This window comes from Pseudomonas sp. P4_C8, assembly GCF_056401975.1.
Window position 1 is genome coordinate 273743 of record NZ_JBFUIH010000005.1, and the last position, 23470, is coordinate 297212.

The window sequence follows — 23470 nt, forward strand, 5'->3', positions numbered from 1 at the left end:
CACCCTGCAATTGATCTGGCTGCGCAGCGATTTGCGCCTACACGACAACACCGCCCTCTCGGCTGGCGCAGCGCGCGGTCAGGCGGTGGCGGTGTATCTGCTGAGCCCGGAGCAGTGGCTGGAGCACGATGATGCACCGTGCAAAGTGGATTTCTGGCTGCGCAACCTGAGCGAATTGAGCCGTGCGTTGGGCGAACTGAACATCCCCTTGTTGATCCGCAAGGCATCACGTTGGGACGAAGCGCCGACAGTGCTGCTCGACCTGTGTCAGCAGTTGAAGATCGACGCCGTACACGTCAACGAGGAATACGGCATTCACGAAAGCCGTCGTGATACGGCTGTGGCCCAAGCGCTGAAGGCCAATGGCATCGACTTCTATAGCTACCTCGATCAACTGCTATTCAAACCGGGCACCGTGCTGACCAGGACCGGCACTTACTTTCAGGTCTTCAGTCAGTTTCGCAAGGTCTGTTACGAGCGCCTGCACAGATCAATGCCAGCGCGGGTCTGCCCGCCTGCCGTCCAGGCGCCATTGACGATCAGCAGCGACACCCTTCCATCAAGCGTTGAAGGTTTCGCCACGCCCAGCGACAGCTTGCGCAAACTCTGGCCCGCCGGTGAGACCGAAGCCCGACGCCGTCTCGACACCTTCGCCGACGCCCATATCGACTACTACAAAGACGAACGCGACTTCCCGGCAAAACCCGGCACCAGCCAGCTCTCGGCCTATCTCACCGCCGGGGTGATTTCACCCCGCCAGTGTTTGCACGCGGCCCTGCAAAGCAATCAGGGCGAGTTCGAAAGCGGCAAGGTGGGTGCCGTCACCTGGATCAACGAGCTGCTGTGGCGCGAGTTCTACAAACATATTCTGGTGGGTTACCCACGGGTTTCCCGCCATCGCGCCTTCCGCCCGGAAACCGAGGCCGTGGCTTGGCGCGATGCACCGGAAGAACTGCTGGCATGGCAAGAAGCGCGCACCGGCCTGCCGATCATCGACGCGGCCATGCGCCAACTGCTTGAAACCGGCTGGATGCACAACCGGCTGCGCATGGTCGTGGCGATGTTCCTGACCAAGAACCTGCTGATCGACTGGCGTGAAGGCGAGCGCTTTTTCATGCGGCATTTGATCGACGGAGATCTGGCGGCAAACAACGGTGGCTGGCAGTGGAGCTCATCTACCGGAACCGATTCGGCACCCTGGTTCCGGATTTTCAACCCATTGAGCCAGTCGGAGAAATTCGACGTCGAAGGCGTGTTCATCAAGCACTGGCTGCCAGAACTGGCCGGACTCAACAAAAAGGACGTGCACAACCCGGCCAACCTCGGCGGCTTGTTCGGTGTGGCGGACTATCCGTCGCCGATCGTCAATCTGAGCACGTCTCGACAACGGGCGCTGGCCGCGTTCAAAAACCTGCCAGCACGACAAGGTTTATCGCCACCGGGATTACTTCAATGCCGGGGTGCTGAATTACGAACATATACCCATATTGGGTCGGGCGATTGCCTGGCTGAAAAGGAGAATGGGATGAGTCGTCCCCCCCCACGGCGCTACTGGTTGACCGGCGCCAGCAGCGGTATCGGCGCCTCGCTGGCCGAAGAAATACTGAAAAGCGGCGCTCATGTGGCCGTCAGTTCACGCTCGGTAGCGGTGCTGAAAGTCTTGTCCCAGCGCTATCCCGGACAAGTGCTGGTCCTGCCTGGAGACCTGACCAACAGCCAGCAGGTACGTGAAATCGGCGAGCAAATTGCGCAAGACTGGGGCTCGCTGGACACGGTGATTCTCAACGCCGGCACCTGCGAGTATGTCGACGTCCAGCAATTTGATTCGTCGATTGTCGAGCACGTGGTGCGCACCAATTTGCTCGCCAGCGCCTATTGCATCGAGGCCGCGATACCCCTGTTGCGCAAAGGCACCGCGCCACACATGGTGGGCGTCGCCAGCCCCGTGACGTACTTGCCGCTGCCGCGAGCGGAAGCCTATGGCGCGTCGAAAGTCGGGCTGCGTTACCTGTTCGAATCGCTGCGCATGGACCTGGCGCCGGAAGGCATCGAAGTCACCATGGTCAGCCCTGGGTTTGGCCAGACACCGCTGACGGCAAAAAACGACTTCCCGATACCGCTCAGTTGTCCGGTAGGTAAAGCCGCCCGGCACCTTTTCGCCAAACTCAAGAACCGGCCATTGGAGATCGCTTTTCCGGGCCTGTTCATGGCGGCGCTTTGGCCGCTGTCGAAATTGCCCAATGCGGTGCAACTGGCCATCGGCAAACGCATGGTGCGCAGCAACCCGCCGATCCAGGATCTGCTGTAAACATCGCCCTCATCGGCAGCTGTTTCCCGCACTTCACTTCATGGCCCAACGGTTCGCCTCAGATACCCGACACTGAGCGTCCGTCAGGCCTTTCACACAGCACCGGTCCACTGCCTTACACTGCGCGCCATGAAAACCATTCCCCACACGCAAATCGCCGAGCCGGCCGTCACGTGCTCGACCTGCGCGGCTTGCTGCTGTCAGCTCGAAGTGATGCTGATCACCGATACGGGCGTGCCCGAACGTTTTATCGATACTGATGATTGGGGCGGTGAAGTCATGCTGCGTCTGGACGACGGCTGGTGCGCTGCACTGGATCGCAACAGCATGATGTGCACGATCTACGAAAAACGTCCGCTGATCTGCCGGGAATTCGAGATGGGCGCACCGGAGTGCATCGAAGAACGCCAGGGGATCAGCACCGCGTATCGCTGAAAGGCAGCCTGGTGAAGAACTAATGTGGGAGCGAGCCTGCTCGCGATAGCGGTGTGTCAGTCAATATACATGCGACTGACACACCGCTATCGCGAGCAGGCTCGCTCCCACATTGAGCATGTTTACAACGGCATGGTGTAGTGCAGCGCGTAACTTTCTACACCATCGTTGTGATTGGCCATACCGCCATTGGAATAGTGCGTCGCACGAATCCCGACTTCATGACCGCCGGCAAAACGCGCACCAAAACCGAAACGGTCTTCGAACTGGAAGGACTGGCCAATGTCGTTGTTTTCAATTTCGGTATGGGCGAAAAACGCCACACCAATACCCGCCTCGACATAAGGTTTGACGGACTGACCGGCAAACTCGTAAACAAACACCGGCGAGAACGACAGGCTGTTGTTGCTGGAAGTCTTGTCCCCGTCCCAATAGGTATAGGCACCGCTCCAGTTACCCGTCAGACGCCCCACGTCACTTTGCCACCAGCTCTTGTCCCAATCGAATTGCATGCCCAGTCGATAGGTCATGGTTGAATCGGTGGTCTGGCCGACCCCGAACTCCACGCCTGCTGCCTGTGCGGTGAAACTTTGCCCCATTAAAGCGGCCGCAATCGCGGCCAAGCAGAATAGTCGCTTCACTAGAAACTTCCTTTTCCAAACGATTTCGTATGGTTTTCTGTTGCTCAACACTATAGAAGTCGACGCTTGATCAAAAGTTCATGCCAATTGCTCTTTCGCCCCCAACTCGTTACTTACCCCTCGAAGCTTCTCACAACACCCGACGTATTCCACAGTATCGGCAAGATATTTCTGAAATGAACGGGATCGGCACTCGTCCAGAACCGAGCGGCACGAACAGGTCCATCGGCGAGCAATTCACGCTCGGCCAACAGACGCTGAAGTTGCCGCGCGACAGCAGCCCCCGTGTCGATCAGGCTGATGTCATCGGGGATCATCTGCTTAAGCAAAGGCTTTAGGAAGGGATAATGCGTACACCCCAGAATCAGGGTGTCGCACCCGGCGCCCAACAGCGGTTCGACGTACCTTGCCAGCAACTGGCGCAATGCCTCGCTGTGCAAATCGCCGTTTTCAATCAGTTCTACCAGGCCGGGACATGGCTGAGTGATGACGCGCACATCGGTGGCGAAACGGTCGAGCAAGGCGGCGAACTTGGCACTCTGCAAGGTGCCCGTGGTGGCGAGCACACCCACCACACCGCTGCGGGTCGCGGCGGCGGCGGGTTTGACCGCAGGCTCCATGCCGACGATGGGCCACTGGGGATAATCGCGTCGCAGGTCGGCAACGCCCGCGACGGTCGCGGTATTGCACGCCAGCACCAAGGCCTTCGCACCCTGCTGATGGAAAAATTCGGCCATGACGCTACAGCGCTGGCGGATGAATTCCGGGGTTTTCTCGCCGTAAGGAACATTCCCGCAATCGGCGACGTACAGCAGTGACTCGTTGGGCAACAAACGCTGGATCTCGGCCAGCACCGAGAGCCCACCGACGCCGGAATCAAACACGCCAATCGGCGCTTCACGCATGTGTCGAACCACAAACACTGCAGCCCGGATCACGCTTGACCCGCAATTCGCGAAAGCGCGAGCCCAGCGCATCGATCAACAACAGACGTCCCACCAGTGGCTCGCCGAAACCGACCAGCAGTTTCATGGCTTCCAGTGCCTGAAGGCTCCCCACCAACCCCACCAACGGCCCGACAACACCGGCTTCGCTGCACGTCAGTTCGGCTTCGCTGCCATGCCCGTATAAACAGTGGTAACACGGACTGTCAGGACGGCGCGGGTCGAACACCGACAATTGCCCTTCGAGGCGAATCGCCGCGCCACTGACCAGTGGTTTGCGGGCGGCGACACAGGCAGCATTGACTGCTTCGCGGGTGGAGAAGTTATCGGAACAATCAAGCACCAGATCCACCGCAGCCACGGCTGCGGCCAAGGACTCCTCGTCCAGTGCAGCGCAATGGGGGATCAGTTTTATCTCGGGATTGATCGCGCTCAGGCGTTTGATCGCCGAGTCAACCTTGCTCAGGCCGACGCTATCGGTGTCGTGAACGATCTGACGCTGCAGGTTGGTCAGGTCGACCGTGTCGAAGTCGGCAAGGTGCAGCTCACCCACGCCAGCAGCGGCCAGGTAAAGCGCAACCGGTGAACCAAGACCACCGAGGCCGACGATCAACACGCGGCTTTCTTTCAAACGCAACTGGCCGTCGATGTCGACGTGTTGCAACAGAATCTGCCGACTGTAGCGCAACAATTCCTGATCATTCAGCACGGCAGGCGCCCCAGGCTGATACGTTCGTGTCCACCCAGATCGGTACGGCTATGGACGTTTTCAAAGCCGCGGGTCAGCAGCAAATCGCGGACGATGCTGGCTTGATCATAGCCGTGTTCGAGCATCAGCCAACCGCCCGCTTCCAGATAATCAGGCGCCTGGGCGACGATCAAGCGCAGATCGTCGAGCCCGTCGACACCGGCCACCAGAGCACTGGCCGGCTCGAAACGCACGTCGCCTTCCACTAGATGCGGGTCGGAGGAAGGGATGTAAGGCGGGTTGCTGATAATCAGTTGAAAACGCTGACCTGCCAGGGCGCTGAACCAATGGCTGCTCAGCACCGTGGCGTTATTGAGGTGCAGGCGCTGGCGGTTACGCTCGGCCAGCGCCACGGCTTCAAGCACGCGATCCACTGCTGTGACCTGCCACGCCGGACGTTCGCTGGCCAGGGCCAGGGCGATGGCACCACTGCCGGTGCCGAGGTCGAGGACCTTGGCGGGTGTGGCCGGCAACAACTCCAGCGCAGCTTCCACCAGCAGTTCGGTGTCCGGGCGCGGGATCAGTGTGTGCGGAGCCACTTCCAGGTCCAGTTTCCAGAAGCCTTGCTGCCCCAGAATGTAAGCCACCGGCTCGCCACCACGACGACGCTGCAAGTAACTGGCAAACGTCAGCGCCGCTTCACTGGGAACAATGCGCTCCGGCCAGGTGTGCAAAAAGCTGCGGGGCTTGCCCAACGCAGCAGCCAGCAACAACTCGGCATCCAGACGCGCGGTGGGCGAGTCGGGCAAATCGGCGGCGCGCAACAAACTGGCAATGATCGTCATTTACTCACCTATCGCCGCCAATTGATCCGCCTGGTACTCGGCCAGCAACGGCTCGATTACCGCATCGACCCCGCCGGCGAGAATTTCGTCGAGCGAATACAGCGTCAGGTTAACCCGGTGGTCGGTGACCCGGCCCTGGGCAAAGTTGTAGGTACGGATCCGCTCCGAGCGATCACCGGAACCGACCAGCAATTTACGCTCGCTGGCGATGGCATTCGCCGCAGCGCTGGTTTGCTGATCATTCAGTTTGGCCGACAGCCAGGACATCGCCCGGGCGCGGTTTTTGTGCTGCGAACGCTCTTCCTGGCACTCCACGACAATACCGGACGGCAAGTGCGTGATGCGGATCGCCGAGTCGGTCTTGTTGACGTGCTGACCACCAGCACCGGAGGAGCGATAAGTATCGACGCGCAGATCCGCCGGGTTGATCTCGATCGTTTCCTGTTCGTCCGGCTCGGGCAACACCGCCACGGTGCAGGCCGAGGTATGGATGCGGCCCTGGGACTCAGTGGCCGGAACCCGTTGCACACGGTGCGCGCCAGACTCGAATTTCAGCTTGCCATAGACGTTGTCACCTTCGACCCGGGCAATGACTTCTTTATAGCCGCCGTGTTCGCCTTCGTTCTCCGAGAGAATCTCTACCCGCCAGCCACGACGCTCGGCGTAACGCGAATACATACGGAACAGGTCGCCGGAGAAAATCGCCGCCTCATCACCGCCGGTGCCGGCACGAATTTCGAGGAACACGTTACGGCCGTCGTTCGGGTCTTTCGGCAACAGCATGCGTTGCAGGCTGGCTTCGAGTTCGATCAGTTGCTCCTTGGCTTCGCGGACTTCTTCCACGGCCATTTCGCGCATGTCCGGGTCGCTGTCCTTGAGCAGTGCCTGAGCGCCTTCAAGGTCACCTTGCACTTTGAGCAACTGTTTATAGGTGCCGACAATCGGCTCGACTTCCGCGTATTCCTTGGAATAGGTGCGGAATTTGTTCTGGTCGGAAATGACTTCGCCATCGCCAAGCAAGGCGGTCAATTCCTCGAAACGGTCCTGGAGGATGTCCAGCTTATTGAGCAGTGACGCTTTCATTGCGGTTTTTTATCCGAAAAGCTATCCGATGAGCCCTCATTCAGGGCAAAGAGTTCCTGGGCCATGGCCAGCGCATCGAGGCGGCCTTCGGCAGAGAGCTTTTTCAATTGCACACTGGGCGCGTGCAACAGTTTGTTGGTCAAGCCGCGCGCCAGTTGCACCAGCACGTCTTCGGCGCTGCTGCCGTTGGCCAGCAAGCGCAGGGCCTTCTGTAATTCTTCGTCGCGCATGCGCTCGCTTTGCTGACGATAAGCCTTGAGCACATCCACCGCCGCCAGCTCGCGCAGGCGGATCATGAAATCTTCGGCGCCGACCGAGACCATTTCTTCCGCCGCCTGGGCTGCGCCCTGACGACTCTTGAGGTTCTCGGCGACCACTTCGTGGAGATCGTCGACGCTGTACAGGTAAACGTCGTCCAGTTCACCGACTTCCGGCTCGATATCGCGCGGGACGGCGATGTCCACCATGAAGATCGGCTTGTGCTTGCGCAGCTTCAGGGCGCTTTCCACCGCACCTTTGCCAAGAATCGGCAACTGGCTGGCGGTGGAGCTGATAACGATGTCGCTGCGCACAAGCTCGGCCGGGATGTCCGAGAGCAGCACGGCGTGGGCACCAAACTGCTCGGCCAGAATACTCGCGCGTTCCAGGGTGCGGTTGGCGACGACAATGCGTTTTACCCCCAGCTCGTGCAGATGGCGGGCGACCAGGGTGATGGTTTCGCCGGCGCCGATCAGCAAGGCCTGGCTGCGTTGCAAGTCACTGAAAATCTGTTTGGCCAGGCTGACCGCGGCAAACGCCACGGACACTGGATTTTCACCAATGGCGGTGTCGGTGCGCACCTGCTTGGCCGCGTTGAACGTGGCCTGAAACAACCGCCCGAGCAATGGACCGATGGTGCCGGCCTCGCGCGCGACGGCGTAGGCCGACTTCATCTGACCAAGAATCTGCGGCTCGCCCAACACCAGCGAGTCAAGCCCGGAAGCAACCCGCATCATGTGACGAACTGCCGCATCATCTTCGTGCACATAACTGCTCGCACGCAGCTCTTCGAGGCTCAAATGGTGATAATCGGCCAGCCAGCGCAACACAATGTCAGCCGAAAGGTGATCCTGTTCTATATAGAGTTCACTGCGATTGCAGGTGGAGAGGATCGCAGCTTCGCGGCTGTCGGTGAGGCGGCAGAGCTGCTGCAAGGCCTCCACCAGCTGCTCAGGGGTAAAGGCCACGCGCTCGCGGACGTCTACTGAAGCAGTCTTGTGGTTGATACCGAGTGCAAGGAAGGCCATTCAAGGTCGCTGATGGTGACGTGAAGCCGGCAATTGTCCTACTTCGCCACAGACAGAACAACTACCGCTGACTATTGTCCCAATGTCCCGCCTCTATAAAGGCCTCGATTGAGACTCGGTTATGTTTGGCCGAAGGCTTGTGTCATGATGATCCGACCGCAGGTTAGTCGTCCTTTTCCTATATGAATAGATCTTCCGCGTTGCTCCTCGCTTTTGTCTTCCTTAGCGGCTGCCAGGCCTTGGCACCCGTGTCGCCGGACGGTACATCGCCGGTTGAAGACAGCAGTCCGGCCCCTGAAAAGCCCAAGGTTTACAGCTCATTCAGTGAAGAAACCGTCTTCAGTCTGTTGAGCGCCGAACTGGCTGGCCAGCGCAATCGTTACGACATTGCTTTGGACAACTACGTGACCCAGGCCATCAACACACAGGATCCCGGCATCTCCGAGCGAGCGTTTCGCATTGCCGAGTACCTGGGCGCCGATCAGGCCGCCCTGGACACCTCGCTGATCTGGGCAAAAAACGCCCCCAACGACCTGGAAGCACAGCGTGCGGTCGCCGTGCAACTGGCCCGCGCCGGTCGTTACGACGACTCCATGGTCTATATGGAAAAAGTCCTGCTAGGCAAAGGCGACACGCATTTCGACTTTCTTGCCCTGGCCGCGGCCGATACTGACCAGGAAACGCGCAACGGTTTGATGAAAAGTTTCGACAGTTTGTTGCAGCGCCACCCGAAAAACAGCCAGTTGATATTCGGCAAGGCCTTGCTGATGCAACAGGATGGTGATGCCAAAGGCGCGCTGACCCTGTTGGAAAACAATCCACCGGACGATGGCGAAATCGCCCCGATTCTGCTGCGCGCGCGCCTGCTGCAAGTGCTCAACCGTGGCGACGAAGCCTTGCCGCTGCTGCAAAAAAGCATCAAGAAATACCCGGACGACAAACGCCTGCGCCTGACCTACGCGCGCATGCTGGTTGAACAAGACCGCATGGATGACGCCAAAGCCGAGTTTGCAAGCCTGGTTCAGCAATACCCGGAAGACGACGAGTTGCGTTACTCCCTGGCACTGGTCTGTCTGGAAGACAAGGACTGGAATCAGGCCAAGGGCTTGCTTGAAGAGCTGATCGCCCGCGATAGCCACGTTGATTCCGCCCACCTGAACCTCGGCCGTATCGCTGAAGAACGCAACGACCCTCAAGGCGCACTGATCGAGTACGGCAAAGTCGGGCCGGGCAACGAATACCTGCCGGCACAACTGCGTCAGGCCGATATTCTGATGGGCAACGGCAGGACCGCCGAAGCGCAACGCCGCCTGGCGGCCGAGCGCGACGAGCAGCCGGATTACGCCATTCAGTTGTATTTGATCGAGGCCGAAACCCTGTCTGCCAACAAACAGGGGGACAAAGCTTGGGCTGTCTTGCAGAAAGCCTTGCAGCAGTACCCGGATGATCTGAATCTGCTGTACACCCGCGCCATGCAGGCGGAAAAACGCAATGACCTGGCGCAGATGGAAAAAGACCTGCGCCTAATCATCAAGCGCGACCCGGACAATGCCATGGCATTGAATGCGCTCGGCTACACCCTGTCCGACCGCACCACGCGGTATGCCGAAGCCAAGGCCCTGATCGAACAGGCACACCAAATCAATCCGGAAGACCCGGCAGTACTCGACAGCCTCGGCTGGGTGAACTACCGCCTGGGCAATCTCGATGAAGCCGAGCGCTATCTGCGCCAGGCGCTGGATCGCTTCCCCGATCAGGAAGTCGCCGCCCACTTGGGTGAAGTCCTGTGGGCCAATGGCAAACAGCGGGAAGCCAAACAAATCTGGGGCAAATTCCTCAAGGAACAACCCGACAGCCCTACCCTGCGCGGCACCATCAAGCGCCTGACCGGATCAGAGACTCTTTAAGATTATGTTTTTGCGCCACATTATCGTTTTCAGTTTTATCGCCCTGCTCGCCGGTTGCGCAGGTTTCGGTGCCCGCGAATCGGTCGAAGGTCACGGTAATCCGGCCCAATGGCGCGAAAACAAACAGCAACTGACCAGCCTCGACGGTTGGCAGATCAACGGCAAGATTGGCATCCGCGCGCCCAAAGACTCGGGCAGCGGCACCCTGTTCTGGCTGCAGCGCCAGGATTACTACGACATCCGCCTTTCCGGCCCGCTGGGTCGCGGCGCCGCACGCCTGACCGGCCGACCTGGCAAGGTCTCGCTGGAAGTCGCCAATCAGGGGCGCTATGACGCACCGAACCCGGAAATACTGCTGGAAGAACAACTGGGCTGGAAATTACCGGTGTCGAATCTGGCCTGGTGGGTCCGCGGGCTCCCGGCGCCCGACAGCAAAAGCAAATTGACGCTGGATACCGACAGCCGCCTGGCGAGCCTCGAACAGGATGGCTGGCAGGTTGAATACTCCTCTTACACACAACAAAACGGTTTCTGGCTGCCCGAAAAAATCAAGCTGCACGGCACCGACCTTGATGTCACGCTGGTGATCAAGGAATGGCAACCACGCAAGCTGGGGTCGTGAATATGACGACTCCCCGCTTGACTCTGCCCTCCCCGGCCAAACTCAATCTGATGCTGCACATCCTCGGTCGCCGTGAAGACGGTTATCACGAGCTGCAGACGATTTTTCAGTTCCTCGATTACGGCGATGAGATCACCTTCGCCGTTCGCGACGACGGCGTGATCCGTTTACACACCGAATTCGATGGCGTCCCCCATAACAACAATTTGATCGTCAAGGCCGCCAAGCAACTTCAGGAGCAATCCGGTTGTGCGCTCGGCATGGATATCTGGATCGAGAAAGTCCTGCCCATGGGGGGCGGAATTGGCGGAGGCAGCTCCAATGCCGCGACGACATTGCTGGGTTTGAATCATCTCTGGCAATTGGGTTGGGACGAGGATCGACTGGCGGCGCTGGGCCTTGGACTGGGCGCTGACGTCCCGGTTTTCGTGCGCGGCCACGCGGCTTTTGCCGAAGGTGTAGGGGAGAAACTGACCCCTGTAGACCCCGAAGAACCGTGGTATGTCGTGCTGGTACCGCAAGTATCTGTAAGTACAGCAGAAATTTTTTCAGATCCGCTGTTGACACGTAACTCTCCTCCCATTAAAGTGCGCCCCGTTCCCAAGGGAAACAGTCGTAATGACTGCTTACCGGTGGTAACAAGGCGTTATCCAGAGGTACGTAACGCTTTGAATTTGTTAGGTAAATTTACCGAAGCAAAACTCACCGGAACTGGAAGTTGTGTGTTTGGGGGCTTCCCAAGCAAAGCTGAAGCTGATAAAGTCTCGGCCCTTCTTACAGAGACCCTTACGGGGTTTGTAGCAAAGGGAAGCAACGTTTCGATGTTGCATCGCAAGCTGCAAAGTCTGCTCTAAAGGAACCGATTACTGGGTAATCGTTGCAACAGATACAGGGGCGTCGCCAAGCGGTAAGGCAGCAGGTTTTGATCCTGCCATGCGTTGGTTCGAATCCAGCCGCCCCTGCCATTTTCCTATACTCATCCAGGTTACCCTCAGCCTTCAGGTACTGCGCGTGTCCAAGATGATGGTCTTTACGGGGAACGCTAACCCCGATCTGGCTCGGCGTGTCGTACGTCAGCTGCATATCCCTCTCGGTGACATCTCTGTCGGTAAGTTTTCCGACGGCGAAATTACAGCCGAGATCAATGAAAACGTCCGCGGTAAAGACGTCTTCATTATTCAGCCGACTTGCGCTCCGACCAACGATAACCTGATGGAACTGGTAGTGATGGCTGATGCCTTCCGCCGCTCCTCGGCTACTCGTATCACTGCTGTTATTCCTTACTTTGGTTATGCCCGTCAGGATCGCCGTCCGCGTTCCGCACGTGTGGCTATCAGCGCGAAAGTCGTTGCTGACATGCTTACCGTAGTCGGCATCGACCGTGTTCTCACGGTTGATCTGCATGCTGACCAAATCCAGGGTTTCTTCGATATTCCGGTAGATAACATCTACGGCTCCCCGGTATTGGTGGATGACATTGAAGATCAGCGCTTCGAAAACCTGATGATCGTGTCCCCGGACATTGGTGGCGTCGTGCGTGCACGAGCTGTCGCCAAATCCCTGGGCGTGGATCTCGGGATCATCGACAAACGCCGTGAGAAAGCCAATCACTCTGAAGTGATGCATATCATCGGTGATGTCGAAGGGCGTACCTGTATTCTGGTCGATGACATGGTCGATACCGCCGGCACTCTGTGCCACGCGGCAAAGGCCTTGAAAGAGCATGGCGCTGCCAAGGTTTTCGCCTACTGCACACACCCTGTGCTGTCCGGTCGGGCGATCGAAAACATCGAAAATTCCATGCTGGACGAACTGGTGGTGACTAACACCATCCCGTTGTCCGCTGCTGCACAAGCCTGCTCGCGTATCCGTCAACTGGATATCGCGCCGGTAGTTGCCGAGGCGGTCCGCCGCATCAGCAATGAAGAATCGATCAGCGCGATGTTCCGTTAAGGGCCCTGCCCTTCTCATTCATCACGTTGACGAAAAGCGCCCCGCCCCGGCATTCCTGTCGGGGCGGGGCTTTTTTGCCCATATCGCCTTTAGCGCTGGTCGCAAACGCTGGGGCGAATGTGGTTATTTTGGAGATACAACATGAACGATTTTACTCTGAATGCTGAAGTGCGTTCCGACCTGGGGAAAGGTGCGAGCCGCCGCCTGCGTCGTCTCGCAAGCCTGGTACCAGCTGTAGTTTACGGTGGCGAAAAAGCCCCTGAATCCATCAGCATGCTGGCTAAAGAAGTTGCCAAACTGCTCGAAAACGAAGCGGCTTACAGCCACATCATCGAGCTGAACGTTGGCGGCACCAAGCAAAACGTAATCATCAAGGCTCTGCAACGTCACCCGGCCAAAGGCCACGTGCTGCACGCTGACTTCGTACGCGTAGTTGCCGGCCAAAAGCTGACCGCTATCGTTCCTGTGCACTTCATCAACGAAGCTGCTCCAGTGAAGAAAGGCGGCGAGATTTCGCACGTTGTTGCTGAAATCGAAGTGACCTGCCTGCCAAAAGACCTGCCTGAATTCATCGAAGTTGACCTGGCTAACGCCGAAGTCGGCTCGATCATTCACCTGTCCGACATCAGCGCTCCTAAAGGCGTTGAATTTGTTGCTCTGGCTCACGGTAACGACCTGGCTGTTGCCAACGTTCACGCTCCACGTGTTGCCCCAGAAGCTGCAGAAGGCGCTGCAGAGTAATTTACTCTGTACGCCGGAGTGACCGGAAACATCGCGGACTGGAACGTAGCGAGAAAGCGGGCGGGAACGCGGAGTTTACATAATGGTAAATGAGCAATTTTCGTCCACTTTCGCCGCACATACTGATTGCGGCGATGTTATCCACCACTCCAAGGAAGGGCCCCTATCGTGACTGCCATCAAACTGATCGTTGGCCTGGGAAATCCAGGCGCTGAATACGAACAGACCCGGCATAACGCAGGGGCCCTTTTTGTTGAGCGCATCGCGAACGCACAAGGCGTAAACCTTGTCGCCGATCGCAAATATTTTGGCCTGACCGGGCGCTATTCGCATCAGGGTCAGGATGTTCGTCTGCTGATTCCCACCACCTACATGAACCGTAGCGGCCAGGCCGTAGCAGCTCTGGCAGGTTTCTTCCGCATCAAGCCTGAAGAAATTCTCGTGGCGCATGACGAACTCGATCTGCCTCCGGGCGTTGCCAAGCTCAAGCAGGGCGGCGGCCATGGCGGTCACAACGGGTTGCGCGACATCATTGCGCAACTGGGCAATCAGAATACCTTTCATCGCTTGCGGCTTGGCATTGGCCACCCGGGCGTTGCCAGTATGGTTTCAAATTTCGTCCTGGGTCGTGCGCCACGCGCCGAACAGGAAAAACTCGATGCCAGCATCGACTTTGCCCTCGGCGTGCTGCCGGATATCCTCGCCGGTGAATGGAACCGCGCGATGAAAAACCTGCACAGCCAGAAGGCCTGACTCTACTCCTCGGGGAAAACACCATGGGATTCAATTGCGGCATCGTCGGCCTGCCTAACGTCGGCAAGTCCACCCTGTTCAACGCCCTGACCAAATCCGGGATCGCGGCCGAGAACTTCCCCTTCTGCACCATCGAGCCGAACACCGGCATCGTGCCGATGCCGGATCCACGTCTGGATGCCTTGGCGGCCATCGTCAATCCAAAACGCATCCTGCCGACCACCATGGAATTCGTCGACATCGCGGGCCTCGTTGCCGGCGCCTCGAAAGGTGAAGGCTTGGGCAACAAGTTCCTCGCCAACATCCGTGAAACCGATGCCATCGCCCACGTGGTCCGCTGCTTCGAAGACGAGAACGTGATTCACGTCTCCAACAGCGTCGACCCGAAACGCGACATCGAGATCATCGACCTGGAACTGATCTTCGCCGACCTCGACAGCTGCGAAAAGCAACTGCAAAAAGTCGCCCGTAATGCCAAGGGTGGTGACAAGGACGCCGTGGTCCAGAAAGGCCTGCTGGAGCAATTGATCGCTCACTTCACTCTCGGCAAGCCTGCGCGCACGCTGATGAAGAACATGGGCGCCGACGACAAAGCGGTGATTCGTGGTTTCCACCTGTTGACCACCAAACCTGTCATGTACATCGCCAACGTTGCTGAAGACGGCTTCGAGAACAACCCGCTGCTGGACATCGTCAAAGCCATCGCCGAAGAAGAAGGCGCCATGGTGGTTCCGGTCTGCAACAAGATCGAAGCTGAAATCGCCGAGCTGGAAGACGGCGAAGAGAAAGACATGTTCCTCGAAGCCCTGGGCCTCGAAGAACCTGGCCTGAACCGCGTAATCCGCGCTGGCTACGAAATGCTGCACCTGCAGACCTACTTCACCGCCGGTGTCGAAGAAGTTCGCGCCTGGACCGTCCGCGTCGGTGCCACCGCACCACAAGCCGCTGGCGTGATCCACACCGACTTCGAAAAAGGCTTCATCCGCGCCGAAGTGATCGCCTACGACGACTTCATCCAGTACAAGGGCGAAGCCGGCACCAAAGAAGCCGGCAAATGGCGTCTGGAAGGCAAGGATTACATCGTTAAAGACGGCGACGTGATGCACTTCCGTTTCAACGTCTAAGTTTTTCAGAACGAAGCACCCGCCCAAGAAAAAGCCGCGTTTGATACGCGGCTTTTTTGTGCCTGGAATAAATACCACTAACAACGCAGAACGGTCAGGCCTTTTTGGTTCTCGGCAGGAAGATCGCCAGCACACCCAACAACGGCAAGAACGAACACAGGAAGTACACGTACTCGATGCCGTGCACATCCGCTAGATGTCCCAGCAGCGCCGCGCCAATCCCGCCGAAACCGAACATCAAGCCAAAGAACACCCCGGCAATCATCCCGACATTGCCCGGCACCAATTCCTGGGCATACACCACGATCGCCGAGAACGCGGAGGCGAGGATGAAGCCGATGATCACACTCAGGATGCTGGTCCAGAACAGGTCGACGTGCGGCAGAAGCAACGTGAACGGCGCCACGCCGAGGATCGAGAACCAGATCACCGCCTTACGCCCTATCTTGTCGCCGATCGGCCCACCGAAGAAGGTCCCCGCCGCGACCGCGCCCAGAAACAGGAACAGGTGCAGCTGCGAGCTGGCCACCGACAGGTCGAACTTCTCGATCAGGTAGAACGTGAAGTAGCTGGTGAGGCTGGACATGTAGAAATACTTGGAGAACACCAGCAGCCCGAGCACGACGAGCGCACTGATCACCCTCCCCTTCGACAAGCCGTGAGTCGCCGCCTGGCCTTGCTTGAGCTTGAACAGGCTCAAGTGGTTGGCGTACCAGCGGCTGATCCGGTAGAGCACGAACAACGCGAATACAGCGAATAGCCCGAACCAGGCCACATGCCCCTGACCGTAGGGAATGATGATCGCTGCCGCCAGCAACGGCCCGAACGCCGAGCCGGCATTACCGCCCACCTGAAAGGTCGATTGCGCCAAACCAAATCGCCCGCCCGAGGCCAGTCGCGCCACGCGGGAGGCTTCCGGGTGAAACGTCGAGGAACCGATACCGATCAACCCCGCCGCCAGCAGAATCAACGGGAAAGTGCCGACCATCGACATCATCACAATGCCGATCAGCGTGCACACTGTCCCGGCGGGAAGCAGCCAGGGTTTTGGATGCCTGTCGGTGTAGTAACCGACCCACGGCTGCAATAGCGAAGCGGTCAGTTGGAAGGTCAGCGTGATCAATCCGACTTGGGTAAAAGTCAGGCCATAGTTGGCCTTGAGCATCGGATAAATCGACGGCAGCACCGACTGGATCAGGTCGTTGATGAGGTGCGCCAGCGCCACCGCGCCGATGATGCGCACGACCAAAGGGCTGCTTTGTGAAGACGAGGGTGCCGACGTCGCGCCGGTCTGAACGTTGCTGATAGCCATGAGTATTTCCGTATAGCGGATGGGTGCACACGGGCAGGTGCGTCAATGTGCCATTTTTCGGTGCGACAACGCCATCCCCTTAGCCAGCTAACGAACTAAATGTTCAACGCCCAATAGGTGATAGCGCAACGCCATGGTCTAAATCTTGCCTTGTTTAACCCCTTCAATGCGGCCCTCTTACAAAGGGGTCCGAGAATGGGAAGTTTCGCTACAAAGTCGGCCTACAGAGCTGGCGAGGGTGAACTTTCGAGGCCTTTTAAAAGGGCACCTGTCGCGGTCGCAATGACCTCGACGCACGCCGATGGTGCGTGGTGTCCACAGGAGTCATGGGGCATGTCGTTTTTATCACCGGGGATCGGGTTGCTGGGGCGTTTTGGCTTCGCACGCAAATTTCAGCTGTTGTTTCTCCTGTTCATCCTGCCGCTGGCAGGCAGCCTGTTGATGATCGGTCAGGATTATCGCGCCAAACTCAGCCTGATCTCCGGCGAACGTGCCGGTGTGCGTCAGTTGCTCGCGCTGGATGCGCTCGACAACCTGCTCGCCGCCCAGCGTGATCGCGCTGCTCGCTGGCGCGCCACGGAAACCAATCGCCAGCCGACGCCCGCAACTCTCGCCGCGATGGCTGCGTTTGATACGGTTCAGCCGGCCGTTGCTCAAGCCACCTCAGACCTCGGCAACGCGCTGAAAGTTGAAGGCGCCGAGGGCGAAACGCTGACCCGTTATCAAGCCCTGCAAACCGCCCTGAATGGTCTGGACTCGAAAAGCCTGAACGGTGTCGGCTGGTGGCCGGACGGTTACGACCGTTTCACCAACGCCTTGAGCGCCCTGCAAGCCCTGCGCGAACAGATCGCCATGGACAATCGCCTGACGCTGGCGCCGTGGCTGGAAACCTACTTGCTGACGCAAATCTCCACCCAGCACGCGCCGGACCTGATCGAACGGGTCGGCCGCCTGGCCAGCGTCGGTCAGGCGTCGGTTGTCTCCGGGCAATTCACCCTGCAAAGCCGTCTGCAACTGCGTGACCTGCGCAGTCGTATCGGTGATGCCCGGGAGCAGTTGGTGAAAACCGCCACGCTCCTGGAAACCCGCCTGCCTGGCGCATTGCAAAGCTGGGCCGGGCAGTACCGAGACAGCGTCAAACAGCTCGACACGAGTCTGAAGGTGCTGGATGACGGCGTGTTCGGCGGCAGCATCAACCTCAAGCCAGAAGAGTTTGAACGCAACCTCGACGCCCTGCTCACCGACCTTGCATCCCTGCGCCAGCAATCGTTGATGTCGCTGGATCAACGCCTGGATTACTACCACGGCTCGGCGATTCGCCAGTTCATTGTGGTGGCGACGATCTTTGGTTGCCTGCTACTGGCCGCGCTGTACTTGTTTATCTGCCTGCAAGCCTCGATCCGGCGCAGCGCCAGTGGCATCACACTGCTGGCCGAAGCCTTGCGTGACGGCAATCTGAGCCTGCAAGCCCCCGTGCAGGGCCAAGACGAACTGGCGGCCATCAGCACCGCCCTGAACGTCGCCGTAGTGCAATTGCGCAATAGCTTGCAGGGAGTCGATCACGAAACCTTACAGGTGAGCAACGCAGTACGCACGCTCAACCATCACTCCAGCGGCGCACTCGGCGAAGTCGAAGCGCAACAATTGCAAATCAGCCAGATCGCCGCTGCGGCCACGCAACTGGCTGCCACCTCTCAAGGGGTCGCCCAGAGTTGTGAACAGGCGTCAGGCAGCGCTCAGCACACCCAGCGCATTGCCGCCGACAGCAGCCGAGACAGTCAGCGCACCACCGCCAGCATTCAGCAGCTCAATCAGCGCTTGAACGACACCGCCGCGGCACTGGGTCGGGTCAGTGAGCAAGGGCAACAGATTCAGTTGGTAGTCGACACCATTCGCGGTGTCGCCGAGCAAACCAACCTGTTGGCGCTCAACGCGGCTATCGAGGCGGCTCGCGCGGGCGAGCAAGGTCGTGGTTTTGCCGTGGTGGCCGATGAAGTGCGCAGCCTGTCACAACGCACCCAGGCCTCCACCGCGCAAATTGCCTGTACGGTCGACAGCCTGCGCAGCACCGTGAATGAGGCGGTCAGCCTGATGGAAGTGGCCTGTCGCCAGGCACAAAGTGATGCCCAATCCGTCACCGGCCTGGGTGAACGCCTCGGGGAAATTGCCCTCGCGGTGCAAGGCGTGACCGACACCCTGGCGCACATCGCGACCGCGGTGGAAGAACAGGCCAGCACCGCCGATGAAGTCAGCGGCAACATTCAACAAGTTGATCAGGCGGCGGTAAGGTTGCTGGAAGGCGCGCGGGCAGTGAACCTGGCGGCAGACACCTTGAGCCAGGGCAGCAAGGCCCTGAGCGCGAATACCGGGAGATTTCAGCTCAGTTGATGCCCTCCTCCGGCCCGTTTTTTCGGGTCAGGAGGATAAGCAGTTGAAAGCGTAGAGAAATATTTTAGATTTACGCTTGACACATCATCGTTCCAAGCCAATAATGCGCGCCACTTGGCTACATAGCTCAGTTGGTTAGAGCATAGCATTCATAATGCTGGGGTCCGGGGTTCAAGTCCCTGTGTAGCCACCAAGTACTAAAAACGGCTTACCGAAAGGTAGGCCGTTTTTTTATGCCTCGAGAAAAGTACCCTGAACCCCATGGGCTCAGGGTGATCCGCGTCAGATGCGAATTGTCGGCAACGCCGACAGCGCCCGCTCCCAAATTTGCCAGGTGCGCAGCCAGACCATCGCCTGCCAGTCGTTGTCCGCCGGATAGAACTGCTCCAGCAGATTCAGCTTGATTCCGCGCCCCACTGCATCACTCGGATTGCCATGCAGATGCAGCCAGTGGTCATCGCGCAAATGACGATGCACGTCAGCCCCCGGATACGTTCCGCACTCAATCACAAAGGGCATCAATCGTACCTGCGGCAACGCATCAACCAACGCCTGCGAGGTGTAGCCGGTCGCGGTTGCCGCCACACCGGTTTCGCTCAAGGTGTCGGCGCCGGTCAACAGCGTGTAGAGCCACGGGCCGTAAATGGCCTGCGCCTCCGGGAGCGCCGGATAAGCTGCCTCGGTGATCGTCAACAACATCGGATGACCGTACTCGCCGGCCCCCGTGTGCAAGTCGAAACACATGGCCACGTCGGCGTGGGCAATATGCTTTTGCAGGATGGCGTGCAGCGTGCGGTTCGACCAGCTTGGCGCCAGCCCACCGAAAAACAGACCGTCGGGGTGACTGTGCTGGCCGCCCTCGACAATCGACATCACCGCCGGCCAGCCATGTTGGCGAATCTGCTCGTCGAGTAAGGCATCGGCGCGTTCACGCTCGGGACCTTGCAGCTCGGTGCAGGCGTAGATGTCATGCAGCGTTGCGTAAGCCTGATTATCCGGCAATGAACGCTCGAAGTTCAGGTGATTGCGGTTCAGGTCGATGTTGTCTTCGTTAACCCGACGCAGCCACGCGGTGCCCCAGGGATTAATCAGGTGAATGAACACCACGGCCACATCGGCCGGCAGTGAGCGCTTGCCCAAGTCCTGCATCCATTTGATCTGGCAACCCGAACCGTAGAAGCCTTCGACGCCATGCGTGCCGCTCAGCGCTATCAGCAACCGCTTGGCGCCGGGATCGCCCAGCACCGCCACATCGGTGCTCAAGGGCTCCCCGAAAGGCCCTTTGAGTGGATGCGGGTATTCGGTCAACGTCGCACCGGCCTCGGTGGCTGCTGCCAGGAACTGCTCTCGCTGGGTACGGTAACTTGGCTGGATGGGGAACTCAGTCTGCATGTCTGCCTCTTGTTGATCTTCTGACCCGTCTGTTGCGCTCGACCCTACAGAAAATCCGTCGATTCATGAAGGGCAAAAACAGCTTTACTGTAGGTCTTGGTTTGCGCCACCCCGAGGCGACCGATAAAGTCCCGGTAACTTTCCCCACGGACGGAGTGCCCCAACGTGTTTTCAGCCTTCCACTTGAGCCGCTATCGCCGCTCGGCCCTGTCGCTGATCGCCATTGCGCTGACCCTCAGCGCCTGCAACGCGCCACCTACGTCGACATTGCCGGTTGCGCCAGAAAGCGCCTCGGGCTATCGCACCGACCTGCAAACCCGGTACGCGTCCAGACATATGGCGGCAGCGGCCAATCCTCTGGCGGCCGAAGCCGGTCGGGAAATGCTGCGTCAGGGTGGCTCGGCGATTGATGCCGCGATTGCGATGCAAGCGGTACTGACGTTGGTCGAGCCACAATCCTCAGGCATTGGCGGCGGCGCATTGATTGTGCTCTGGGATGGCAAGGCTGTGCGCACTTTCGACGGTCGCGAAACCGCACCGGCCGGCGCTACCGAGAAACTTTTCCTACACGCCGACGGCACACCGATGGCATTCACCCCAGCGCAGATTGGCGGTCGTTCGGTAGGGACGCCGGGCGTTTTGCGAGCGCTTGAGTTGGCCCACCACAAACACGGTCGTCTTCCGTGGGCGAAGCTGTTCGAACCGGCCATCCAACTCGCGGAGCAAGGCTTCCCCATTTCGCCGCGTCTGCACCAATTGATCGCCTCGGATTCGTCCATGCGCAGCTCGCCGGACATGGTGGCCTACTTTCTGAACGCTGATGGCAGCCCGAAAGCCGCCGGCACACTATTGAGGAATCCGGCACTGGCCGCTGTGTTGAAACGCATCGCCAACGAAGGGCCTGACGCGTTGTACAAAGGCGCCATCGCGCAAGAGATCGTCACCAAGGTTCAGGGGCACGCCAACCCCGGCAGCCTGTCGCTGAACGATCTCCAGGGCTATCAGGCCAAGGAACGCGCGCCGCTGTGCACCGACTACAAACGCTGGCAGGTGTGCGGCATGCCGCCGCCGTCGTCCGGCGGGATCGCCGTGGCGCAGATCCTCGGCACCTTGCTGGCCCTGGAAACCCGCGACCCGCGTTTCGCCCTGGCGCCGCTTAAACCGCTCAAGACCGACAAACCCGCAGGCACGGAACCCGCCCCGGAAGCCGTGCACCTGATCGCCGAAGCCGAGCGCCTGGCTTACGCCGACCGCGCGCTGTACGTGGCCGACGCCGACTTCGTGCCCGTGCCTGTCAAAGGGCTGGTCGACCCGGCTTATCTGGCCAGCCGCGCCGCCCTGATCGGTGATCGCAGCATGGGCGTGGCCAAACCCGGCACCCCGCCGGGCATTCGGGTGGCCTACGCGCCGGACCGTTCGCCGCTGCGAATCTCTACTTCTCAAGTGGTGGCCGTGGATGACCAAGGCAGCGCCGTGTCCATGACCACCACCATTGAATCCGGATTCGGCTCGCATGTGATGGTTCAGGGGTTCCTGCTCAATAACGAGCTGACCGACTTCTCGTTCATCCCCGAAGAAAACGGGCAAAAAGTCGCCAACCGCGTCGAACCTGGCAAACGCCCACGCTCGTCCATGGCACCGACCCTGATCTTCGACCGCCAGAGCGGTGAATTCCTCGCCACCCTCGGCTCCCCCGGCGGCTCGCAAATCATCGAATACGTCGCCAAATCCACCATCGGCCTGCTCGACTGGAACCTCGACCCACAAGCCGCCATCAACCTGCCCAACTTCGGCAGCCGCAATGGCCCGACAGAGCTGGAAAAGGGAGAGTTCAGTGCCGAGTTGATTCAAGCGTTGAAGGACAAAGGGCACAGCGTGAGTGAGATCGACATGACCAGCGGTACCCAGGCGATTGTTCGGGTCAAGGATGCGCATGGAAACGCATCGCTGGCCGGTGGGGCCGATCCTCGGCGCGAAGGGGAAGCATTGGGGGATTGATTCGTACATGGGAATGAAAAAGGGCTTACCGGGAGGTAGGCCCTTTTTTACAGGTCTCGCGTGATGTTTATTCCTATCCGCAATACTTAGGCTGGCACACCCAAAATAATGTGCAACGCTTTGATCACTGCCGTTGCACTCACACCCGACTCCAGTCCCAGCTCCGCAACCGCTTCACGGGTAACAATCGAATAAACTTCACTGCCGCCATCAAGCTTGATCACCACTTCCGCGTTCACCAGCACCACACTGACGCTTGACGCTTAGCGTGTGATCTTCAAAGCCCGTCGCGTTGTGCGCTTCTCCAGCGCCAGATCCAGCACTTCTCGCAAAGCCCACAACCCTGTGGGAATCGCCCTCCAACACCCTCGGAAGCTTCAGACATAAGTGTTTCAGCGGTTGTTTTAAAGTGTGTCCCGAATCGCAGGCGTCATGATTTGACCAGCGGGTTTCCCCGCTCAAACCCAGCGCGTCCGATACTTTTCACAACCACCAAGGCGTTTACATTTGATGAGCAACCGTTGGAAGAGCAATTCGCGCAATGAGTCTGGTGCGTTTCTCAAGCGCTTTAAAACCGAACTGATCGTGGGCTTCATTCTTGGCGCAATCCCCCTGCTGATCCACTCCACGAGTCAGGCCGAACTGCAAGCCATTCTCCAGTCGTTGCTGGCCAGCGCGCCCATCATCAGCCATGGCTTTTGCCTGCTGACGATCTACATCGCGGTGTGCATTCACAAGAAAATTCACCGGCTGAAAAGCGACCGCATGCGTGAACGGTTCGAGGTGATCTACAAGGTCACGGCGGAAGTCGGGACGAGTTTTCTGACCCTGCTGCGTACCGGCCTTGGGGCGATCGTCGGTTTCCTGATGATTGCCCCCTTCATGGAGGACGTGCCGATTTCACTGAACCATTGGCTGACCACGCTCATGCTCTGCCTCATGACCCTGGTGTTCTCGGCATCGGTATCGTTGCTGCATGACTTTTTGATGACTCGCCCGACCCGCAGCCATCCTAAAAATCACATTCGCTTGTAAGGACGCAGGCCTGGT

General features: G+C 58.9%; 19 protein-coding genes, 2 tRNA genes and 4 pseudogenes. 16 read left to right on the forward strand and 9 right to left on the reverse strand.

What is annotated here, in order from left to right; all coding sequences use genetic code 11:
* Positions 1-4: 4 nt before the first annotated feature.
* The 4 genes and pseudogenes from phrB to AC1DWM_RS05180 form a co-directional block, all read left to right on the forward strand.
* Positions 5-1429, forward strand: a pseudogene (gene phrB / locus AC1DWM_RS05165) (deoxyribodipyrimidine photo-lyase); the annotation flags it as partial.
* A pseudogene (locus AC1DWM_RS05170) lies at positions 1377-1529 on the forward strand (nuclear transport factor 2 family protein); the annotation flags it as partial. The pseudogenes phrB and AC1DWM_RS05170, both read left to right, overlap by 53 nt.
* Before the next feature lie 32 nt (positions 1530-1561).
* Positions 1562-2308 (forward strand): annotated as a pseudogene (locus tag AC1DWM_RS05175) (SDR family NAD(P)-dependent oxidoreductase); the annotation flags it as partial.
* 129 nt (positions 2309-2437) lie between these two features.
* On the forward strand, positions 2438-2743 hold the full coding sequence (locus AC1DWM_RS05180) for a YkgJ family cysteine cluster protein (protein WP_007942663.1): 306 nt from the start codon (positions 2438-2440) through the stop codon (positions 2741-2743).
* A 122-nt stretch (positions 2744-2865) separates the two neighbouring features.
* Here the strand turns inward: AC1DWM_RS05180 and AC1DWM_RS05185 are convergent, their stop codons facing one another.
* From AC1DWM_RS05185 to hemA, 6 genes are all read right to left on the reverse strand, one after another.
* Positions 2866-3384, reverse strand: a complete 519-nt coding sequence (locus AC1DWM_RS05185) for an acyloxyacyl hydrolase (protein ID WP_223515420.1) — start codon at positions 3382-3384, stop codon at positions 2866-2868.
* Between the two features lie 113 nt (positions 3385-3497).
* Complete coding sequence (gene murI / locus AC1DWM_RS05190; RefSeq protein WP_477794751.1) at positions 3498-4289, reverse strand: glutamate racemase; 792 nt, start codon at positions 4287-4289, stop codon at positions 3498-3500.
* Positions 4282-5037 carry a molybdopterin-synthase adenylyltransferase MoeB gene (locus AC1DWM_RS05195; RefSeq protein ID WP_477794752.1) on the reverse strand — a complete coding sequence of 252 codons (756 nt, stop codon included), beginning with the start codon at positions 5035-5037 and terminating at the stop codon, positions 4282-4284. The genes murI and AC1DWM_RS05195 overlap by 8 nt, the downstream gene beginning before the upstream one ends.
* The gene (prmC, locus tag AC1DWM_RS05200) at positions 5031-5861 is read right to left on the reverse strand and encodes a peptide chain release factor N(5)-glutamine methyltransferase (protein WP_223515429.1); all 831 of its coding nucleotides are present in this window, start codon (positions 5859-5861) and stop codon (positions 5031-5033) included. Before prmC ends, AC1DWM_RS05195 begins: the two co-directional genes overlap by 7 nt.
* Positions 5862-6944 carry a peptide chain release factor 1 gene (prfA, locus tag AC1DWM_RS05205; protein ID WP_223515431.1) on the reverse strand — a complete coding sequence of 361 codons (1083 nt, stop codon included), beginning with the start codon at positions 6942-6944 and terminating at the stop codon, positions 5862-5864.
* Positions 6941-8230, reverse strand: a complete 1290-nt coding sequence (gene hemA / locus AC1DWM_RS05210) for a glutamyl-tRNA reductase (protein ID WP_223515434.1) — start codon at positions 8228-8230, stop codon at positions 6941-6943. The genes prfA and hemA overlap by 4 nt, the downstream gene beginning before the upstream one ends.
* A 182-nt stretch (positions 8231-8412) precedes the next feature.
* On the opposite strand from hemA, the gene AC1DWM_RS05215 reads away from it, so the two are divergent.
* From AC1DWM_RS05215 to ychF, 8 genes are all read left to right on the forward strand, one after another.
* Complete coding sequence (locus tag AC1DWM_RS05215; protein WP_223515436.1) at positions 8413-10137, forward strand: tetratricopeptide repeat protein; 1725 nt, start codon at positions 8413-8415, stop codon at positions 10135-10137.
* A 4-nt stretch (positions 10138-10141) separates the two neighbouring features.
* Positions 10142-10759 (forward strand): lipoprotein insertase outer membrane protein LolB, encoded by a 618-nt coding sequence (gene lolB, locus AC1DWM_RS05220; RefSeq protein ID WP_223515439.1) that lies wholly within the window; start codon positions 10142-10144, stop codon positions 10757-10759.
* Between the two features lie 2 nt (positions 10760-10761).
* Positions 10762-11613, forward strand: coding sequence for a 4-(cytidine 5'-diphospho)-2-C-methyl-D-erythritol kinase (gene ispE / locus AC1DWM_RS05225; RefSeq protein WP_223515462.1), 852 nt, complete (start codon positions 10762-10764; stop codon positions 11611-11613).
* 36 nt (positions 11614-11649) lie between these two features.
* Positions 11650-11724: transfer RNA gene (locus AC1DWM_RS05230), tRNA-Gln, on the forward strand.
* 46 nt (positions 11725-11770) lie between these two features.
* On the forward strand, positions 11771-12712 hold the full coding sequence (locus AC1DWM_RS05235; RefSeq protein ID WP_003208392.1) for a ribose-phosphate pyrophosphokinase: 942 nt from the start codon (positions 11771-11773) through the stop codon (positions 12710-12712).
* A 141-nt stretch (positions 12713-12853) separates the two neighbouring features.
* Complete coding sequence (locus AC1DWM_RS05240; protein WP_140668560.1) at positions 12854-13453, forward strand: 50S ribosomal protein L25/general stress protein Ctc; 600 nt, start codon at positions 12854-12856, stop codon at positions 13451-13453.
* A gap of 168 nt (positions 13454-13621) precedes the next feature.
* Entirely contained in the window at positions 13622-14206 is a 585-nt protein-coding gene (gene pth, locus AC1DWM_RS05245; protein WP_046030136.1) for an aminoacyl-tRNA hydrolase, read from the forward strand.
* 23 nt (positions 14207-14229) lie between these two features.
* Positions 14230-15330: a redox-regulated ATPase YchF gene (gene ychF, locus AC1DWM_RS05250; RefSeq protein WP_007942650.1), complete on the forward strand. Its 1101-nt coding sequence runs from the start codon at positions 14230-14232 to the stop codon at positions 15328-15330.
* 94 nt (positions 15331-15424) lie between these two features.
* Here the strand turns inward: ychF and AC1DWM_RS05255 are convergent, their stop codons facing one another.
* Positions 15425-16642, reverse strand: coding sequence for an MFS transporter (locus AC1DWM_RS05255; protein ID WP_477794753.1), 1218 nt, complete (start codon positions 16640-16642; stop codon positions 15425-15427).
* Positions 16643-16975: 333 nt separating this feature from the next.
* Here AC1DWM_RS05255 and AC1DWM_RS05260 point away from each other — a divergent pair, with 333 nt between their 5' ends.
* Together AC1DWM_RS05260 and AC1DWM_RS05265 are read left to right on the forward strand one after the other, a co-directional pair.
* The gene (locus AC1DWM_RS05260; protein ID WP_477794754.1) at positions 16976-19030 is read left to right on the forward strand and encodes a methyl-accepting chemotaxis protein; all 2055 of its coding nucleotides are present in this window, start codon (positions 16976-16978) and stop codon (positions 19028-19030) included.
* A 116-nt stretch (positions 19031-19146) separates the two neighbouring features.
* A tRNA-Met gene (locus AC1DWM_RS05265) sits at positions 19147-19223 on the forward strand.
* A gap of 89 nt (positions 19224-19312) precedes the next feature.
* Here AC1DWM_RS05265 and AC1DWM_RS05270 read toward each other — a convergent pair.
* Complete coding sequence (locus AC1DWM_RS05270; RefSeq protein ID WP_477794755.1) at positions 19313-20422, reverse strand: DUF2817 domain-containing protein; 1110 nt, start codon at positions 20420-20422, stop codon at positions 19313-19315.
* Positions 20423-20587: 165 nt separating this feature from the next.
* Between AC1DWM_RS05270 and ggt the strand changes: the two genes are divergently transcribed.
* Positions 20588-22420 (forward strand): gamma-glutamyltransferase, encoded by a 1833-nt coding sequence (gene ggt, locus AC1DWM_RS05275; protein ID WP_477794756.1) that lies wholly within the window; start codon positions 20588-20590, stop codon positions 22418-22420.
* Positions 22421-22506: 86 nt separating this feature from the next.
* Here the strand turns inward: ggt and AC1DWM_RS05280 are convergent.
* Positions 22507-22677, reverse strand: a pseudogene (locus AC1DWM_RS05280) (TOBE domain-containing protein); the annotation flags it as partial.
* A gap of 253 nt (positions 22678-22930) precedes the next feature.
* Here AC1DWM_RS05280 and AC1DWM_RS05285 point away from each other — a divergent pair.
* Positions 22931-23455 carry a hypothetical protein gene (locus AC1DWM_RS05285; protein WP_223519846.1) on the forward strand — a complete coding sequence of 175 codons (525 nt, stop codon included), beginning with the start codon at positions 22931-22933 and terminating at the stop codon, positions 23453-23455.
* Positions 23456-23470: the final 15 nt, after the last annotated feature.

Coding starts and splice junctions, on each gene's coding strand:
- AC1DWM_RS05180 (WP_007942663.1), top strand. CDS start 2,438: ATGAAAACCATTCCCCACACGCAAATCGCCGAGCCGGCCGTCACGTGC.
- murI (WP_477794751.1), bottom strand. CDS start 4,289: ATGCGTGAAGCGCCGATTGGCGTGTTTGATTCCGGCGTCGGTGGGCTC.
- prmC (WP_223515429.1), bottom strand. CDS start 5,861: ATGACGATCATTGCCAGTTTGTTGCGCGCCGCCGATTTGCCCGACTCG.
- prfA (WP_223515431.1), bottom strand. CDS start 6,944: ATGAAAGCGTCACTGCTCAATAAGCTGGACATCCTCCAGGACCGTTTC.
- hemA (WP_223515434.1), bottom strand. CDS start 8,230: ATGGCCTTCCTTGCACTCGGTATCAACCACAAGACTGCTTCAGTAGAC.
- AC1DWM_RS05215 (WP_223515436.1), top strand. CDS start 8,413: ATGAATAGATCTTCCGCGTTGCTCCTCGCTTTTGTCTTCCTTAGCGGC.
- lolB (WP_223515439.1), top strand. CDS start 10,142: ATGTTTTTGCGCCACATTATCGTTTTCAGTTTTATCGCCCTGCTCGCC.
- ispE (WP_223515462.1), top strand. CDS start 10,762: ATGACGACTCCCCGCTTGACTCTGCCCTCCCCGGCCAAACTCAATCTG.
- AC1DWM_RS05240 (WP_140668560.1), top strand. CDS start 12,854: ATGAACGATTTTACTCTGAATGCTGAAGTGCGTTCCGACCTGGGGAAA.
- ychF (WP_007942650.1), top strand. CDS start 14,230: ATGGGATTCAATTGCGGCATCGTCGGCCTGCCTAACGTCGGCAAGTCC.
- AC1DWM_RS05255 (WP_477794753.1), bottom strand. CDS start 16,642: ATGGCTATCAGCAACGTTCAGACCGGCGCGACGTCGGCACCCTCGTCT.
- AC1DWM_RS05260 (WP_477794754.1), top strand. CDS start 16,976: ATGTCGTTTTTATCACCGGGGATCGGGTTGCTGGGGCGTTTTGGCTTC.
- AC1DWM_RS05270 (WP_477794755.1), bottom strand. CDS start 20,422: ATGCAGACTGAGTTCCCCATCCAGCCAAGTTACCGTACCCAGCGAGAG.
- AC1DWM_RS05285 (WP_223519846.1), top strand. CDS start 22,931: ATGAGCAACCGTTGGAAGAGCAATTCGCGCAATGAGTCTGGTGCGTTT.